The sequence below is a fragment of the Enterococcus rivorum genome (genome assembly GCF_001742285.1).
In the GTDB taxonomy this organism is placed as follows: Bacteria; Bacillota; Bacilli; order Lactobacillales; family Enterococcaceae; genus Enterococcus_L; species Enterococcus_L rivorum.
In genome coordinates this window covers 1-16,741 of the sequence record NZ_MIEK01000017.1, presented here as the reverse complement: position 1 = coordinate 16,741, position 16,741 = coordinate 1, and the positions used below count along the sequence as shown (strand labels likewise).

General features: G+C 33.3%; 19 protein-coding genes. 9 read left to right on the top strand and 10 right to left on the bottom strand.

The features are described 5' to 3' along the window. The first annotated feature begins 87 nt into the window (after nt 1–87). Nucleotides 88–831 carry a peptidylprolyl isomerase gene (locus BCR26_RS07290; protein ID WP_069698323.1) on the top strand — a complete coding sequence of 248 codons (744 nt, stop codon included), beginning with the start codon at nt 88–90 and terminating at the stop codon, nt 829–831. 56 nt (nt 832–887) lie between these two features. Here BCR26_RS07290 and BCR26_RS07285 read toward each other — a convergent pair whose 3' ends face one another. Further along, nucleotides 888–1,442, bottom strand: a complete 555-nt coding sequence (locus BCR26_RS07285; protein ID WP_069698322.1) for a TetR/AcrR family transcriptional regulator — start codon at nt 1,440–1,442, stop codon at nt 888–890. A 263-nt stretch (nt 1,443–1,705) separates the two neighbouring features. Between BCR26_RS07285 and BCR26_RS07280 the strand changes: the two genes are divergently transcribed. Beyond that, nucleotides 1,706–3,028, top strand: coding sequence for a DUF1576 domain-containing protein (locus BCR26_RS07280; RefSeq protein ID WP_069698321.1), 1,323 nt, complete (start codon nt 1,706–1,708; stop codon nt 3,026–3,028). Beyond that, nucleotides 3,012–3,350, top strand: a complete 339-nt coding sequence (locus BCR26_RS07275; protein WP_069698320.1) for a hypothetical protein — start codon at nt 3,012–3,014, stop codon at nt 3,348–3,350. The genes BCR26_RS07280 and BCR26_RS07275 overlap by 17 nt, the downstream gene beginning before the upstream one ends. 88 nt (nt 3,351–3,438) lie before the next feature. Here the strand turns inward: BCR26_RS07275 and BCR26_RS07270 are convergent, their stop codons facing one another. The 5 genes from BCR26_RS07270 to BCR26_RS07250 form a co-directional block, all read right to left on the bottom strand. Further along, nucleotides 3,439–4,452, bottom strand: coding sequence for a sensor histidine kinase (locus BCR26_RS07270; protein WP_069698319.1), 1,014 nt, complete (start codon nt 4,450–4,452; stop codon nt 3,439–3,441). A 5-nt stretch (nt 4,453–4,457) separates the two neighbouring features. Then, on the bottom strand, nt 4,458–5,126 hold the full coding sequence (locus BCR26_RS07265) for a response regulator transcription factor (protein WP_245341926.1): 669 nt from the start codon (nt 5,124–5,126) through the stop codon (nt 4,458–4,460). A gap of 121 nt (nt 5,127–5,247) precedes the next feature. Beyond that, nucleotides 5,248–5,493 carry a KH domain-containing protein gene (locus BCR26_RS07260; RefSeq protein WP_069698318.1) on the bottom strand — a complete coding sequence of 82 codons (246 nt, stop codon included), beginning with the start codon at nt 5,491–5,493 and terminating at the stop codon, nt 5,248–5,250. A gap of 11 nt (nt 5,494–5,504) precedes the next feature. After that, a complete protein-coding gene (gene rpsP, locus BCR26_RS07255) occupies nt 5,505–5,780 on the bottom strand; it encodes a 30S ribosomal protein S16 (protein WP_069698317.1) in 276 nt (91 codons plus the stop codon). 305 nt (nt 5,781–6,085) lie between these two features. After that, entirely contained in the window at nt 6,086–6,916 is an 831-nt protein-coding gene (locus BCR26_RS07250) for a GNAT family N-acetyltransferase (protein WP_069698316.1), read from the bottom strand. A gap of 175 nt (nt 6,917–7,091) precedes the next feature. Between BCR26_RS07250 and BCR26_RS07245 the strand changes: the two genes are divergently transcribed. Next, on the top strand, nt 7,092–7,649 hold the full coding sequence (locus BCR26_RS07245; protein WP_069698315.1) for an NADPH-dependent FMN reductase: 558 nt from the start codon (nt 7,092–7,094) through the stop codon (nt 7,647–7,649). A 59-nt stretch (nt 7,650–7,708) separates the two neighbouring features. Here BCR26_RS07245 and BCR26_RS07240 read toward each other — a convergent pair whose 3' ends face one another. After that, nucleotides 7,709–8,305, bottom strand: a complete 597-nt coding sequence (locus tag BCR26_RS07240; protein WP_084387057.1) for a DNA-3-methyladenine glycosylase I — start codon at nt 8,303–8,305, stop codon at nt 7,709–7,711. A gap of 126 nt (nt 8,306–8,431) precedes the next feature. Between BCR26_RS07240 and BCR26_RS07235 the strand changes: the two genes are divergently transcribed. Genes BCR26_RS07235 through BCR26_RS07225 form a run of 3 tightly spaced genes read left to right on the top strand, consistent with a single transcriptional unit; the run spans nt 8,432 to nt 10,874 of the window. Then, the gene (locus tag BCR26_RS07235) at nt 8,432–8,824 is read left to right on the top strand and encodes a GntR family transcriptional regulator (RefSeq protein WP_069698313.1); all 393 of its coding nucleotides are present in this window, start codon (nt 8,432–8,434) and stop codon (nt 8,822–8,824) included. After that, a complete protein-coding gene (locus BCR26_RS07230) occupies nt 8,815–9,726 on the top strand; it encodes an ATP-binding cassette domain-containing protein (RefSeq protein WP_069698312.1) in 912 nt (303 codons plus the stop codon). The genes BCR26_RS07235 and BCR26_RS07230 overlap by 10 nt, the downstream gene beginning before the upstream one ends. Further along, entirely contained in the window at nt 9,711–10,874 is a 1,164-nt protein-coding gene (locus tag BCR26_RS07225) for a hypothetical protein (RefSeq protein ID WP_069698311.1), read from the top strand. The genes BCR26_RS07230 and BCR26_RS07225 overlap by 16 nt, the downstream gene beginning before the upstream one ends. Before the next feature lie 233 nt (nt 10,875–11,107). Here BCR26_RS07225 and ffh read toward each other — a convergent pair whose 3' ends face one another. The 3 genes from ffh to BCR26_RS07210 form a co-directional block, all read right to left on the bottom strand. Then, nucleotides 11,108–12,526, bottom strand: coding sequence for a signal recognition particle protein (ffh, locus tag BCR26_RS07220; RefSeq protein WP_069698310.1), 1,419 nt, complete (start codon nt 12,524–12,526; stop codon nt 11,108–11,110). Between the two features lie 4 nt (nt 12,527–12,530). Then, on the bottom strand, nt 12,531–12,869 hold the full coding sequence (locus BCR26_RS07215; protein WP_069698309.1) for a putative DNA-binding protein: 339 nt from the start codon (nt 12,867–12,869) through the stop codon (nt 12,531–12,533). Nucleotides 12,870–13,067: 198 nt separating this feature from the next. Next, nucleotides 13,068–13,583, bottom strand: coding sequence for an NUDIX hydrolase (locus BCR26_RS07210; protein WP_084387056.1), 516 nt, complete (start codon nt 13,581–13,583; stop codon nt 13,068–13,070). Between the two features lie 560 nt (nt 13,584–14,143). Here BCR26_RS07210 and BCR26_RS07205 point away from each other — a divergent pair. Together BCR26_RS07205 and pnpS are read left to right on the top strand one after the other, a co-directional pair. Continuing rightward, a complete protein-coding gene (locus BCR26_RS07205) occupies nt 14,144–14,854 on the top strand; it encodes a response regulator transcription factor (RefSeq protein WP_069698308.1) in 711 nt (236 codons plus the stop codon). Further along, nucleotides 14,851–16,626: a two-component system histidine kinase PnpS gene (gene pnpS / locus BCR26_RS07200; RefSeq protein ID WP_069698307.1), complete on the top strand. Its 1,776-nt coding sequence runs from the start codon at nt 14,851–14,853 to the stop codon at nt 16,624–16,626. The genes BCR26_RS07205 and pnpS overlap by 4 nt, the downstream gene beginning before the upstream one ends. The last annotated feature ends 115 nt before the right edge of the window (nt 16,627–16,741 follow it).

The following is a 16,741-nucleotide window of genomic DNA, read 5'->3' as shown; positions in this document are numbered from 1 at the left end:
TTGCTAATTTGTATTTTTAACTAGCAGTTTTATACATGTTTTGTTATCATTAATAGGTATTAATTTTAAACAGGAGGCTCTTATTTTATGAGAATGAAACATTTTTTTGCTGCAACGGCATTAGTGACTTCTTTAGCACTATTCACTGCTTGTAGTTCAAACAAAGAAAGTAAAACAGTAGCTAGTTCATCCGCTGCTGAAGAAAAAACAGTTGAATCGGTAGACTTAAATGCATTGGACTTACCTCAGTTATCTAATGAAGTTAGTGCAGATGAATATTTAGTAGAAATGGCTACAACGGAAGGACCAATTGAAATTAAACTCTTCCCTAAACAAGCACCAAAAACTGTTGAAAATTTTGTGACTCATGCAAAAGATGGTTACTATGATGGTTTAACTTTCCATAGAGTTATTAAAAACTTTATGATCCAAGGTGGCGATCCAAAAGGTGATGGTACTGGCGGTGAAAGCATTTGGGATAAACCGTTTGAAGATGAAATTTCAAATGAATTGTATAATTTGCGTGGTGCTTTGTCTATGGCTAACTCTGGACCAGGCACAAACGGCAGCCAATTCTTTATCGTTCAAAATTCAGACGATATTTCTGATGGGCTATTAAAAAGCGAATATCCTGACGCAATCATCGACGCTTATAAAAAAGGCGGTACACCCCATTTAGATGGTAAACACACTGTTTTCGGTCAAGTGATCAAGGGTATGGATGTTGTTGATAAAATCGCTAGTGTTGAAACAATTGAGCCCGGATCTAAAGACAAGCCAAAAACAGATATCAAAATAGAAAAAATTAACATTCTTCAAGAACCTAAATAAATAAAAAAGTTGAAGTGAACGAGTTTAAAATTGTTCCTTCAACTTTTTTATTCTTCTTAATTGTTTCTCCAGCCCACAGCCTGAATTGTTTTTTCTAATAATTCACTGATCTGTTTCTGGCTAGGTGCAATAATTCCTGATAAACTCATAGAAGCAATCCCTGAAGCAACGACTAACAAGCTGTTATGAATTTTCTCACAATCTTTTTCAGAAAGAGCAGTATATTGTTCATCATTTTTAATATGTTTCAAGAAATGCTTAAAAGTGTGCGCTTTTATTTCATCTCCATATCCATGTTGCTCTGTGTACAAAGCAATAAAAATATTGGTATTTTTTTTGGCAAAATCAATAAAATTGAATCCAAAATTTAAAGCGGCGTCTGAAGTTGTCTTACATGCAAATACTCCACTTGCTAAATCATCATAGATTGAATTTAGAAGTGTCATTTTTAAATCTTCCATATTTTCAAATTCCAGATAGATTGGCTGAGTAGATATTCCCATGTGATCAGCAACATTCCTTGCAGTCAAACCAGAAAAACCATTTTTTTGTAGAACTTCAAAAGCAGATTTCAAAATATGCTCCCTTTTGTAAACTTTTTTCCTTACCATTCTTCCCCCTTTTCTATATGTCTATTTTTCCAAAACTTTCTATTTAAATATTTATAGAAAGTTATCTGTTTACAAAACTACATAAACTATGTCACTTATTAGTTTACCCCTTTTTTTGCGCTACTTCTATCAATAATTCTAAAAATGATAAAAAAAAATGATAATTATTGTATTTTTTCTTATTTATTGAACAAATTTTATTGACCAATCTTAGTTTTTCAAGCTATAGTAAAGTATGATATTTACATATGGAGGAATGATAAATGCCCGATGAAACCAAACCCATAATCCTATTACATACACAGAAACGAAACCAAGAACTGAAAATGAAGCAACAAAGTTATGCTTTTCTGATAGGTTATTGTCTGTTGCTGATTGTTATCGGCTTGTTTAGTGAACCTCTCACCCTTTTGTATGAGGGGATGAGCAGAATTATAACTTCCCCTAGCAACTTGCTGACTGATTACACAAAACTAGGTAGTTTTGGTAGTGCTTTTGTTAATAGTGGTTTATTGACTTTAATAAGTGTCTTATTAGCAAAAAAGAAAAATATACCTATTAATGGTCCTTTAATTGCTGCTTTATTTACTGTTTCTGGTTGCTCTTTTTTCGGTAAAAATTTGTATAATTCGATTCCGATAATCCTTGGGGGCTATTGTTATGCAAAAATTGTTAAAAAACCTTTTTCTCAATTTATTGTGGTTAGTCTTTTCGGTAGTGCCTTGTCACCAATTATTAGTTATATGACTTTTGGCTTATCCCTTCCTCTAGCTATTTCTATTCCACTCAGTTATTTCGTTGGAATATTTATTGGTTTAATTTTGCCACCGTTAGCTTCTCATATATTGACCTTTCATCAAGGTTTTTCTCTATATAATGTAGGGTTCACTTCAGGTATTATTGCTATGGTATTTGCCGGAGTATTTCGAATGTTCGGTTGGACAATTGAAGGACATGAGATTATATCCACTGCTTACCATCATCAATTTATTTATTTTCTTTTATTTTTATTTATTTTAATGTTCTCTATTGGATTTTATATAAATAATTTCACTTTAAAAGGTCTAAAAGAAATTAGTCACACATCTGGTAAATTAATTACCGATTTCATTTCCATTGCAGGTGTTGGTGCTACGATGATGAATATGGCTTTAATGGGCTTATTATTAACTGGCTATACTCAGCTCACTCACACGACGTTAAACGGACCCATTATTGGGGCGATTTTATCTGCTGTTGGTTTTAGCGCATTTGGGAATCATATTTTGAATAGCACCCCACTTCTTCTAGGCGTGTTTATTGCTTCTCAATTATCCCCAGTATTTACGATTAGCCAAACAACAGTCATTTTAGCCGCTATTTTCAGTACTAGTTTAGCCCCCATTGCTGGTTTTTATGGAATCATTTATGGCGTTTTAGCTGGTTTTTTACACATGTCATTAGTCACAAATGTTGGCTCTCTTCACGGTGGTCTAAATCTTTATAATAATGGATTTTCTACTGGTTTTATAGCAGCCTTCATGGTACCATTACTTGATAATATTTTACATGTCAGAAAGGTGAAGCGTAGTGCAAGAAAGAGATAAAGCAAAAAGGATTATCGATGAGTTGTTAACCTATTTCTTTTCTAATGAAATTGAAGATATTCGTATTGGGTTAGACTTTACGCCTGAAGGATTTTATATTGAAATACAGGGAAAAATCGAAGAAGAACCTAAAAATGTTCTTCACTTATTAGACTTACTTAACACTCCTAGAGATTTAAGTATTGAAAGCTATTATGATGAATTATTAGGTGCTACCCATCATGAAGAAGAAGACTATCATTTATTAGGATTGATGATAGATGAAGCCGAAATTAGTTTTGACGCTCCAACCTTTGATGTGAAAGTATTCCGAAAAAAATAGTAATAAAAAGCTAATTAAGCTAAAAAAGTGTGTAGGACAACTTCAAGGAGTTTTCCGTTACACACTTTTTCTATTTTTGCTAATAAAATCAATCCAATTCATACACATTTTGGCTACAATCAATGGTAACTTTGGTTCCTTCACCAACTTTAGAAACCAATCGCATTTTATAGCCTAATTTTTCAGCCATAATTTTACTCATATACAAGCCTAACCCTGTAGCTTTTGTATAAATCCGACCATTAAATCCTGTGAAACCTTTTTCAAAAACGCGAGGAATGTCTTCTGGTAAAATACCAATCCCTGTGTCTTCGATTACTAACTGATGCTGATTCGACGGGTTCAAATAGAGCTTAATTTTTCCTTTTTTGGTATATTTCAAAGAATTTGACAAGACCTGTTCAATAATAAACCCTAAGCACCTCTCATCTGTAATTATTTTGCTATCTAAATCACCTAATTCCAACGATAAATTTTGATAAATAAAAAATGTAGAATATTTTTTTACTACAGCAGAAACCAATTTTTTTATCGCAATTTCTTCGAATACAAAATCTGTTCCACTGTGATTTAGACGGATATACTGCAACATCATTTCTAAATATTGATTGATTTTAAATAGTTCTTGTTTCATTATTTCTCTAGGAATATCTTCATCAAGCGACATTAACTCTAAAACTGACATCGGTGTTTTTATTTGGTGGCTCCAGTTTCCATAATAGTCTAATAATTGATTGTTCAATTGCTCTTGCTGATTTAGTAAATCTAAATAATGTGTTTGCTGGATTTTAATTAGTTCAAAGTAATCCTTTTGAACTAAATCACTAGTTTCTGGAAATAAGCTTAAATCATTCGGCCAATTTTGTTTAAAGCCTGCTAACAGCTGGTGCTTTTTATAGATTTTGAAAACAGCTCTGACGGTTATGAAGAACAACAAGACGGAAGAAAATAAAAGTGCATCCCAATAAGCAACAATTGGAATATCATAGAGAAAATAAGTTGCTCCAAAAAGGCCTATTATTCCTAGATAGCTTAAATAATAAACTTTTTTATCATAAATATAGCTCAGAAAGAAAATACTTATTTTCAATAATTTACTCATTTGATTCACCTAAGAAATACCCTTTCCCCTTGACTGTTTGAATATATCTGTCTAACCCTAAATCCAGGACTTTTTTTTAATCGATTCATATTAACAGATAGTGTGGTACTATCAACAAAAGTTTCATTCTCCCGTAATCGTTCCATGATTTTTTCCTTCATAATCAGTTGATTAGGTTCTTGAAAAAGTAAGGAAAGAATTTTTACTTCAATATTTGTTAATAATATTGACTCTTTTTCAAAAAATAATAAGTTATCTGTCAAGTCGAGGCAATATTCTTTGAACTGCAAAAAAGGAGCGTCTGAAAAGTCGTATGTTCTTCTAAGTAACGCTTGTATTTTTGCGATAAAGACAGGTAGATCAAAAGGTTTTGCAATAAAGTCATCAGCGCCCATATTTATTGCCATCACGATATTCATATTATCACTTGCAGATGAGATAAAAATAATAGGTAACTTTGATTCTCTGCGTATTTCACCACACCAATAATAGCCATTATAGAAAGGCAAAGAAATATCTAGCAATACTAAATCTGGCTCAAAATCAGCAATGTCATTTACAATATTCTGAAAATCTGTCGCTGCTCTTACTTGAAATTGATACTTTTCTAATTGTGATGTTAATAGATTAACAATTTGTTGATCGTCCTCAACTAGATAAATTTTATTATTCATACAACTTTACACCGCTTCTCATCCGTTTTCCTTCATTATGACAGACTTTTCAATAAAAGGTCAAAGTATTTCTCAATACAAAAAAACACTCAAATCAAAAATTTGAGTGTTTTTAATAAAGCTATTTGCCATCAACAATATTTAAACGAACTTTTTTAGGGCCGTTAATCCGCACACTGTAAACAATTGTCCGTATTGCTTTCGCAACACGCCCTTGTTTTCCAATAACACGACCAATATCCTCTGGCGATACAGTTAAATTATACTCAAGGAATGCCTCTGATTCCGTGATTTCTAATGTAACCTGTTCAGGCTGACTGACTAACGGACGAACGATAGTTAACACTAACTCTTTCACATCTGTCATAAACAATCACCTTATTTCTTTTCGAATTTAGCTTCATGGTGTTTTTTCATAACGCCTTCTTTTGAAAGGATGTTACGAACAGTGTCAGAAGGTTGCGCACCTTTAGACAACCAATCCAAAACTAACTCTTCTTTTAACGTTACTTCTGCAGGATCTTTCAAAGGATTGTAAGTTCCAACAGTTTCGATAAAACGTCCATCACGTGGAGAACGAGAATCAGCTACTACAATACGGTAAAAAGGACTCTTTTTAGAACCCATACGTTTCAAACGGATTTTTACTGCCATTTTATTATTCCACCTCCATATACTTAATCACAAATGCTAGTTTACCAGATTTACAACAAGCTGTAAAGAGTTTTTTCTTGACACCCTTAAATTCCTTTCAAATTGCGATTTAAGATTAAAAAGAGAGCAGGTTTTATGCTATAATAAACATCCTTGGCAGGGGCAATACGATAAATTGGGAAGGTTATCTTTATTTCAAAGATACTCTTCCCCTTTTTATTCATCCATTTTCCAATTTATCCAATGAATCATAAGGCATTGTAAAAAAACAGTGAAGCCAAATAAGTTTCCCAGTCCTCTCTTAATTAAAGACGGGCCAAGTAGTAATTAAAGTGAGTATCTATTCGAAATCCAACAGATTGATAGAGATGAAGGGCTGGCTCATTCTCAGTTGATACTTCTAAATATACTTTTTGAGGCTCTTTTTTTAATAATTCTTGAATGACTTGTGACAAAAATTGTCTGCCGATGCCTTGACCTCTTAACTGTTCTTTTACCACAAAACCATAAATTGCATAACAATTCAGCTCTTCTTCAATCCTCATAGAAGCCACTATTTGGTTATTTTCTTTGGTAACGATTGTCTTTTGGATATCCTCCAAGCTCACAGTTTGATCGTCTTCGCTTTGAGCCAATGAGTTTTCTAATTGTAAAATAGTTTTTGCATCGCCAAAATTCGCAGATTCAATCATAAGTTTTTCTTTGTTTGATGGTACAAATCTTTTGAAGTCTAAGCTCATTCGATACTCCGAAAAATAATAAGTGTACTTCTTTTTTTCAAGACATTGCTTCATGTACTGATCCTGTTTGTCGGAAATAATCATCATTGTTTTCATTTGATGTTCTTTTACATAATTTCTCAAAGTAGCATCAATTGCTTCAAAAACTTCGGCTTTCTGCTCCATAATAATGGCAACCTCTAACTCAGTTGGATCAAAACAACTCATTACGGCGTAGCCTTTTAGCCTCTCTCCATCTGTATACAACAAATGTTTCACTTGACCACTTATATTGTTGAAAACCGCCAAATCAATTTTGTACCGAAGTCCTTTATTCTCCATTTTTTCTTTTAATTGTTGAATGGAAGTAATCTCTTCTTTTGTCAATTTAGTTTGTACAGATAAATATTTTCTCAAATTGGACCTCCTTTCTCCTTTAAAAATTTCTTTAAGTATAGGGTAGATGTCCTAGAAAATCAATGCAATTTTAAATAAAACGAACAACATTTCAAACGCTTGCATTTTATCATAACTACTTCTATCATTGAACTTAAGAGACATCAAGATTATTTCAAGAATGGAGGATTTATTCGTGAAAAAGAAAATCGGTTTTTTTGTAGGAAGTTTGCGAAAAAATTCCTATAGTAAGAAAGTAGCTCAAAGACTTGCTACTCTTTTCCCTAAGGAATATGAACCTGTTTTTGTCGACATCGGTCAATTAGAGCTCTACAATCAAGATTTTGATGATGAGGAACGGCCTCCTGTAGCATGGAAAATCTTTAGAGAGTTTGTCGCCCCTTTCTACGGTATCGTTTTTGTCACACCAGAATACAATCGTTCAGTACCTGCTGTCTTAAAAAATGCTTTGGATGTAGGGTCTAGACCTTATGGAAAAAGTGTTTGGGATGGCAAGCCTGGATTAGTATTCAGTGTTTCTCCTGGTGCAATCAGTGGCTTTGGTGCAAATCATCATTTACGGCAATCTTTAGTCTTTTTAAATGTTCCAACTTTACAGCAACCAGAAGCTTATATTGGTAATGTAACGAAATTAATTGATGAAGATGGTGAGCTCCTCTCGACAACTGTTGCGTACTTAAAAACAATTATCGCTGCTTATATTACTTTTTTAGAAAATAATAGAAGTGAATAAATCCTTTTTAGAGTAAAAAGAAAATCAGTTTTTGGCTTTCTTTCTTACTCTTTTTCTTTTCATTTGCAATCCGTTCTCTTTTTCTTTGTTAAGTTCATTACCTCTTGATGCCTAAAGCAACTAGTTACGTGGTCGTTTATCATTCCTGTCGCTTGCAAAAAAGCATAAATAATCGTACTGCCTACAAATTTAAACCCTTTCTTTTTCAGATCTTTTGCAATTGCATCGGACAAGTCATTGGTTGTAGGAATCTCTCTTTCATCGTTATATTCATTGTTCATTACTTGGCATTGATTGAATGACCATAAATACTTTGAAAAAGAGCCATACTCATTTTGAATTTCAATGACTTTTTTAGCATTATGAATAGCTGCTTCAATTTTCCGGCGATTCCTAATTATTGCTGAATTGTTCATTAACTCTTCAACTTTCTTCTCATCAAAAGTTGCAACTTTTTCTATCTCAAAAAAATCATAGGCTTGGTCAAACCCAGCTTCTTTATTCAATATAGTCTGCCAACTTAAACCAGCTTGGTTGATATCCAAGATCATTTTTCTAAATAGCTTTTGATCTTCGTAAAGTGGTACCCCCCATACCTCATCATGGTAATGCATCATTGTATTATTGCTTTTTGCCCAGTTACATCGCTCCTTCACCTTTCTCACTCCCTATATCTTCTTTTCATTAGTTTAACATAAATCCCTCAAAAAAATATTGACAGTTTTAACTGTACTATGTAAACTAGTACACATAAACAAACTTAAAAGAAAGGAGTTCTTTTTATGGTCTTTATTAATAAAACAAGCAGCAAACCATATTACGAACAGCTAATGCTAGGGATTAAAGAAGAAATAATCAGCGGCTTGTTAAAACCTGGCGACCAACTTCCTTCTGTCCGTGAAATGGCTCGTCAATTAATGATGAATCCTAATACTGTCAGTAAAGCATACAAACTATTGGAGTCCCAAGATGTCATTATTACCGTCAAAGGAAAAGGAACATATATAAAAACAATCGATCAAGAACTTAGAAATGAGAGCCAAATTCTTAAATTAAAAAAACAACTGAATGATTTAGTGATTGAGGCAAATTACTTAACTATCTCTAAAGCCGAAATGAACGCTTGGTTAGAAGAAATCTACAATCATTTAAAGGGGGAATCACGATGCGATTAGAAAATGTTAGCAAAAAAATTGAACAACATTCTATTCTAGAAAGTATATCAATTACCTTTAATAAACATGAAATTACTGGCTTAATTGGGCGTAATGGGTCTGGTAAAACAACACTATTTCGAACAATTGCCAGCCACTATGAATTGGATACTGGCCAAATTTTTGTTGAGGACTTAGATATTCAAAAACATCTTCTTTTGAAACAAAATATTTTTTATATTGATGAACAATACAACTTTTTTTCAAGCTATTCTTTAAAGGCGATTCAATTATTTTATGAAAATGCTTATCTGGGATTTGATAAAAATAAGTTTATTTCCTTATTAACGGAACATGGGCTAGACCTTCGTTATAAATATCGTTCGATGTCAAAAGGAATGCAAGGTCTATTTAAAATGATTTTAGCAGTTTGTTCAAATGCTGATTTTGTCTTACTAGATGAGCCATTTGACGGTCTAGATATTATCATTAAGAAAAAAGTCATCGGTCTTCTGCTGGATGATGTTGCCGAAAAAAACCGTTCTTATGTAATTTCCTCTCACAACTTAAATGAATTAGAAAGTATTATTGATCGTGCACTAATATTGAAAGAGCATCGTATTCAATATGACTATCATCTTGAGGACTTGAGAGAACAAGCTAGAAAAATTCAAATGGTCTTCCCAACAAAAAAAGTTCCTACTCTTGTCAAAGAAAATAGCAAACTTTTACACTTCCAAGGGCGTGTTGTCACAGCCATTTTTGAATCTTATACGCCTGATTTAGAAGAATCAATCAAGCAACTGCAGCCAATTTTATTTGAAGAGTTACCTTTGACACTAGAAGACTTATTTGAAGTAAACCTCTCAAAGGAAACCACAGACTATTTTATACAAGGAGATCAAAGATGGATAAACAACTGATGACTATTTTAAAAAAGAGATATGGTTTATTTTTAGTTTTGGCCATTGTAGTTATTCTAGGAACCTACACCCTAAGCGGGATAAATGGTGCTAGTTCTTGGAAAGCAACAAATGAAAGTATTTATTCTCCGGATCAAGTAAATATGCTAAAGAAAGATCAAGACAATTTTTTTTATGAGGATAAATATCAAGGTTTATCTTTTGATGAAAAGTTAGTTCTTTATCAAAAGGAAAGTTTAGATCTTTTTCTTTATAATAATTTTTCTGACGGATATACAAATAAAAAACTTTACAACAGTTTTTATTATAAAGAAGCCTTTTTTCCTCTGTTGATTTTTGTCAGCGCTACAAGTTTCTTATTATTTTTTGCTGATTTAAAAACATCTTTCAATACATTTTTATTCTCTTTAGGAACTTCAAAAAAGAAAATTTACTGGTATAAACATTTACTAGTTTCAGTCCCTTTTTTACTTAGTATTTTAGTAGGGAAATTTATATTGACGGGTATAATTCTAGCCAATATTCCAGAACGTTTTATCAATATTTCTAGTGGTGAGCTACTCAGCTCAATTATTGGAAGTTGGATTACTTTAGTCTTCTTCTACTCTGCTGGTTCCTTTATTGGATTAGTCACAGGAAATTTGGTCTTGGCTCCTCTTACTGTTCTTGGCTTCACAGTCACAATGAACTGGTTCATTGCTGGTTTTGTCAATGGCTGGAACTATTTTATCGGAAATCATTCTGATGCTGCACTATTTTATCAAAGTGATTTCTTCTACGAGCTGGGACAAAATAAAGTCAATTGGTCAAATGTCGCAATGACGTCCGGAGTAACCTTATTGCTTATTTTTGTAAGTGCATTTTTATATCCGAAGCTATCTTTAGAAAAAAATGGAAACTATTTATTGTTTGATGCCCTACGTATTCCTGTCTTACTGTTATTTATATTCTATACTACTGTTACCTTTACTTTCTCTGGCGGACTGTTTAGTTATGTTTTAGAATCAGAAAAATCAGTTTCTGCTATACCTACTTTGCTTATTTATGGAATTATTTCTACTTGTATAGGTAGTTATATTATCTTCAGAAATCAGATAAATTCTTTTCTCTATAAGAAATTTATTTTAAAAAACAAAAAATTATATTAGGGTGTATCTAAAAATTGCAACAACAAGTATTTTCAAGAATCTTATGTAAGATGTTGCGATAAATCTTGCTCATAGCATACGCTAGTTTCGTTTTTTCCCTAGATTTCCAAAAAAATTTCTGGAAATTTTTGATTTCAACACGTTTTTCAACTCTATATCAATAAAAAAGCACTTCTGGGATAAACTCGTTCTCTCAAGAAGTGCTTTTTATTATGTTTACAGTTGTTTAACGATTATTTTTTCTTCTTTTTCTTCTTCTTGTTTTTCTTAACCATACGATTCATGGCCATCTTCCCTAATTTCCCTTTGATTCCGCCACCTAGCATTTGATCCATTCCTGGAATATCCATATTTCCTTTAGACATTTGTTGCATCATTTTTTTAGATTCCTTGAACTGTTTAATCATTCGGTTAACTTCTACGACACTATTACCAGACCCTGCGGCAATTCGACGACGACGACTTGGATTTAACAAATCTGGATTTTCTCTTTCAGCAGGTGTCATAGAGAAAATCATTGCGCGTTTTCTTTCGACTTCTTTCGGATCTACTTTTACATTCTCAATTCCAGGCATATTGCTCATTCCAGGAATCATTTTCAAAAGGTCTTCAATTGGACCCATTCCCATTACTTGATCTAGCTGTTCAATAAAATCATTGAAATCAAAGCTATTTTCTTTCATTTTTTGAGCTAGTTCTTCCGCTTTCTTCTCATCGTAATCTTGTTGCGCTTTTTCAATTAATGTTAACATGTCACCCATACCTAAAATACGGCTAGACATACGATCCGGATGGAATATTTCTAAATCAGTTAGCTTTTCACCTGAACCGATAAATTTGATTGGTGCCCCTGTTACAGCACGAATTGACAGCGCGGCTCCACCACGAGTATCGCCATCCAATTTAGTAATCACAACCCCAGTAATCCCTAATTGTTGGTTGAAACTTTCGGCAACATTGACTGCATCTTGTCCAGTCATAGCATCCACAACTAGCAAAATTTCATCTGGCTGAGCCAATTCTTTAATTTGAGATAATTCTGCCATCAATGCTTCATCAACATGTAAACGACCAGCCGTATCAATTAAAACATAGTCATTTCTTTGCTCTTTTGCTAATGCCATCCCTTGGCGAACAATCTCTACTGGATTAGTATCTGTCCCCATATCAAACACAGGCACATCTAATTGCTGTCCTAGTACTTTCAATTGGTCAATCGCAGCTGGACGGTAAACGTCTCCTGCAATCATTAAAGGACGAGCTTTTTCATTTTTAATTAAGTGTTTTGCTAGTTTTCCTGCAAAGGTCGTTTTACCGGCCCCTTGTAGTCCGGCCATCATGATAACAGTCGGAATTTTTTCGGATTTATTCAACTCCACTGTTTCAGAACCTAAAGTAGCCGTCAGTTCTTCATCTACAATTTTTACAATTTGTTGTGCTGGCGAAAGGCTTTCTAAGACTTCGACACCAACCGCTCTTTCTCGTACTCGCTTAGTAAAATCTTTCACTACTTGTAAGTTTACATCGGCTTCTAGTAGCGCTAAGCGTATTTCTCTCATCATCTCTTTTACATCAGCTTCAGATACTTTACCTTTGCGACGTAATTTACTCATTGCCTGTTGTAAGCGATCTGTTAAACTTTCAAATGCCATTTTATCATTCCTCTATTTCTTGAATTTTTTCAATATACGTTGTGATAGTGTTGTCTTTCGGATAGGTTTCTTCCGTATAAGTTCGCAATTTTTCTAATAGTTCTCCACGAACAATGTAGTCAGAGAACAAATGTAATTTTTTTTCATACTCTTCAAGTATTTTTTCTGTTCGTTTGATATTATCATAAACCGCTTGTCGACTAATAGAATATTCTTCTGCAATTTCTCCTAATGAATAGTCATCTGCATAATACAATTCCATATAATTCATTTGCTTTTCAGTCAACAAAGTAGAATAAAACTCGAACAAGGCATTCATTCGATTCGTTTTCTCTAATTCCATCGTGTCTTACTCCTATCTTCAATCCCTTTTAGGTTACCGATTTCAATAGCATTAGTCAATACTTCTGACCCGATTTTCAAGTATTTTTTCCAGAGAGTCAAATAAATTAGTATAATAAGAATGGGAATGTGCGCAAATATCCTGCAAAACAATCGTTCGATGCTTTTTAATTTGCTTTTCATTTTCCTGAAAAATTCCCTATATAGCTAATTCTTTCCTTGTGTCTGAAAATAACTCTTTTAACTTTTTCAAAGGAATAGCATAAACAGCTGAAACTTCTTCCTCTTGTAGCACAAAAGTACCTAATTCTAATTTTTTCTTCACAATGAAGACATTGGTAAACTCATTGTCATAAAAATCTTCTAAATGAATTTGTACAGGAAACACACCTAAGCAATCCGCTGAATTAGGTGAAATTTCAAGACCAAGTTCCTCAGTTACTTCTCGAAACCCATCAAATACAGTCTCACCAGCAAGTAAATGTCCTGCAGCAGTAATATCTAGTTGGTTAGGAAAATCTTTTTTCTTCGCTGACCTTTGTTGAAAATAGAGAAATACCTCGTCATCATTTATATCATACATCCAACAATGAAATGTTTCATGCCAAAGCCCTTTCTTGTGGGCTTCTTCTCTTGACGCAGTTCCTATTAATTCATACTCAGAATTAAAAATAGTAATCATCTCTTTTTCTGACATGACAGTTATTCCTTTCATTTCAAAATAAGCTGTTGCAACGCCTAGTCCTTTTTTCTAGTTCCTGAAAAGAATCGTATTTTCCCCAATATGGACTGTTTGCTCTCATAACTACTTATTAAATATTATTTTCGTTCAATTTTTCATAAGCTACAATAGTACCCTATTTAATGGCTGTGTCACATTTTCTCCAGCTTTAGTAGGCACTATTTCAAGAGGTTCTCGAGGAATTATCCGTTGACCTAACACTTCTGGACAAATCGCAATCGCTCGCTTTTTTATGTGTCTTTTTAAGCCAAAATATCTTGTAAATTCCCATCACAACAAAACCAAATATCAGCTAAACAAGTACTAATTCCAGTTCCTTCAATCACACATTTCCACGTTCTTTATTATACCATGTCTTGCTTTATGAAAATAGCTAAGAAATATTCTATAAAACTTTCGATAAGAGTCTCAAATTATGCTAAAATAATCTTACATAGTGGTGAGTCCATTTTAAATTGGACCTATTGGAACCATTAAGTGACATATATTTCTCGTTAAAAAATAATCACTTTTACCTGCAGAGGAGCATAAAAATGAAAAAAGTTTTAGTCGTTGACGACGAACCTTCTATTTTAACCTTACTAACCTTTAACTTAGAAAAAGATGGCTATCAAGTGACAACTGCTGAAGATGGAGAAATTGGATATGAATTGGCTTTAAGCAATCAATTTGATTTCATTATTTTGGATCTTATGTTGCCTAAAATGGATGGCTTGGAGATCACTAAGTCCTTACGTAGAGAAAAAATTGACACGCCTATATTAATTTTAACCGCTAAAGATGACCAAGTAGACAAAATTATTGGCTTGGAGATTGGTGCAGATGACTATTTGACCAAACCTTTCAGTCCTAGAGAAGTGATTGCTCGTATGAAGGCTATTTTTCGGCGTTCCGCTACTCATTCCACTAAATCCGAAGCAATAGAACCTACGAAAGAACCTCTGATTTTAGGAGATATTGTTGTAGATGAACAAAATTATGAGGTTTCTGTACGTAGAAGAAAAATTGACTTAACACCGAAAGAATTTGAACTTCTCGTTTATTTTATGAAAAGAAAAGATCGAGTAATCGATAGGGATACTCTACTTGATCGAATTTGGAAATTTGATTTTGCTGGACAGAGTCGCATTGTTGACGTCCATGTGAGTCATTTAAGAGATAAAATTGAACTTGATCCTAAAAGACCTAAATATCTTGTGACTGTAAGAGGTTTCGGCTATAAATTTCAGGAGCCAACAAAATGAAACAACGGCAACGCTTTGAATATTTTCTAGCTTTCTTGATTATGATTGCCTTATTTTTAGGTAGTATTTTTTTAACTAATTATTTCTTTAAAAAGGAACTCATGCAGCAGCAAGAAAATTACTTACAGAAGAAAAGTACACTGGTGACTGAACAAATCTCTGACCAAGCGTTTTTAGATAAATCACTTAACGCAAAAGAACAAGAATTTGTTCAGTATTATGTTAAAGATGAAAATGAGCGTTTAACCTTGATGGATGCCAATGGAACTATTTTTTATGATAGTTCTAGTGGTCAATTAATCTCAGAATCTCGTCAAAATCGTCCAGAAGTCAAAGCCATTCTATCTGGAGCTGGTTTCGGCTCAGCAATCCGCAAAAGTAGCACATTAAATAGAGAGCTCTTGTATTTAGCTATCCCAGTAAAAAAAGATAAACAATTAATAGGGATTCTTAGAATTGCTGAAGAAGCGTCACAATTTTCACAAAGTATTCAGTCGTTTCGACGTTATATTATTTTCACTTTTGGCCTACTCTTTTTAATTATTACTATTTTTGTCTTTTTACTATTACGACAAAAGAACGAACCTTTAATTACTGTTTTGCCTGTCCTAAAAAAAATACTACAGCATCCAGATGAAAATAAATCTATTATTCAAAACTCTCCTGAGTGGAATGAACTATATCAAACCGTTAACTTATTAAGTCAACAAGTGAGCCAAACTTATCTAGCCTACACCTCAACGGAGGAACAATTCCATGCGCTTCTAGATGAACTAATGATTGGTGTATTTATTATAGATGTGAATGGAAATGTTGAACTAATTAACCCAAAAATGTTAACTATCTTAGGCATCCCAGACAGAGCTACAAGCGAGTCAAGAAATTATTTAGAAATGATTAAAGAACCGCAGTTAATTCATTTGATTCACCAAGTAATGGCTGAGAAAAATGTTATTCATAAAGAAATAAGAATCTCTAGTCTTCCAAATGAGACTGTTTTAGATACTAGCCTACGTTTTATTGAAGACGATGGCAATCACTATCAAGTGCTAGGAATCGCCTATGATTTAACCAGAGTCAGACAATTAGAAGCGATGCAAAAAGATTTCGTCAGTAATGTCTCTCATGAGTTAAAAACACCTGTCACCTCTCTGCTAGGTTTTACGGAAACCTTATTAGATGGTGCCAAAGATGATCCCGATACTTTAAAACAATTTCTTGAAATCATGCAAAAAGATGCGATTCGATTGCAACAATTAATCCAAGAAATATTACAACTATCCCATGATGGAAAAAATATTTCCTATGATTTCCAGCAAATTAAGGTCTATCCGTTTGTACAAGAGTTGCTTCATTCTTACAGTAAAATTATCAAAGAAAAGCAGTTATCTCTTGCCGTTACTGGGAATGAGCAAATTACCTATTTAACGAAATACGAATTGTTTTATCCTATTATTAAAAATTTAATTGAAAATGCGATTCAATATGCTCCAAATGGTGGAGAAATAACCATTCATTTTGCCCTTGAAAAAGAATTTACTTTCAGTGTTCAAGATAATGGTTTAGGAATTTCACAAAAGGATCAAGAACGAATTTTTGAGCGTTTCTATCGAGTAGATAAAGCTCGAAGTCGTCATTCAGGTGGTACTGGTTTAGGTCTTTCTATTGTCCAAAATTACACAGAACTTTTAGGCGGACATATCACATTAGATAGCCATCTTGGCTTAGGCTCTACCTTTACAGTTTATCTTCCAATTGAAAAAATTAACTAGCTAAAAGAAAGAGAGTGGGACAAACACCCATGAGGGCTAACGCCCTCACCAAACAGAATGAAAATAAAGTGATCGACCTGCAGGCTTTTTCCTGTCATACTAGAGATGACAGAAG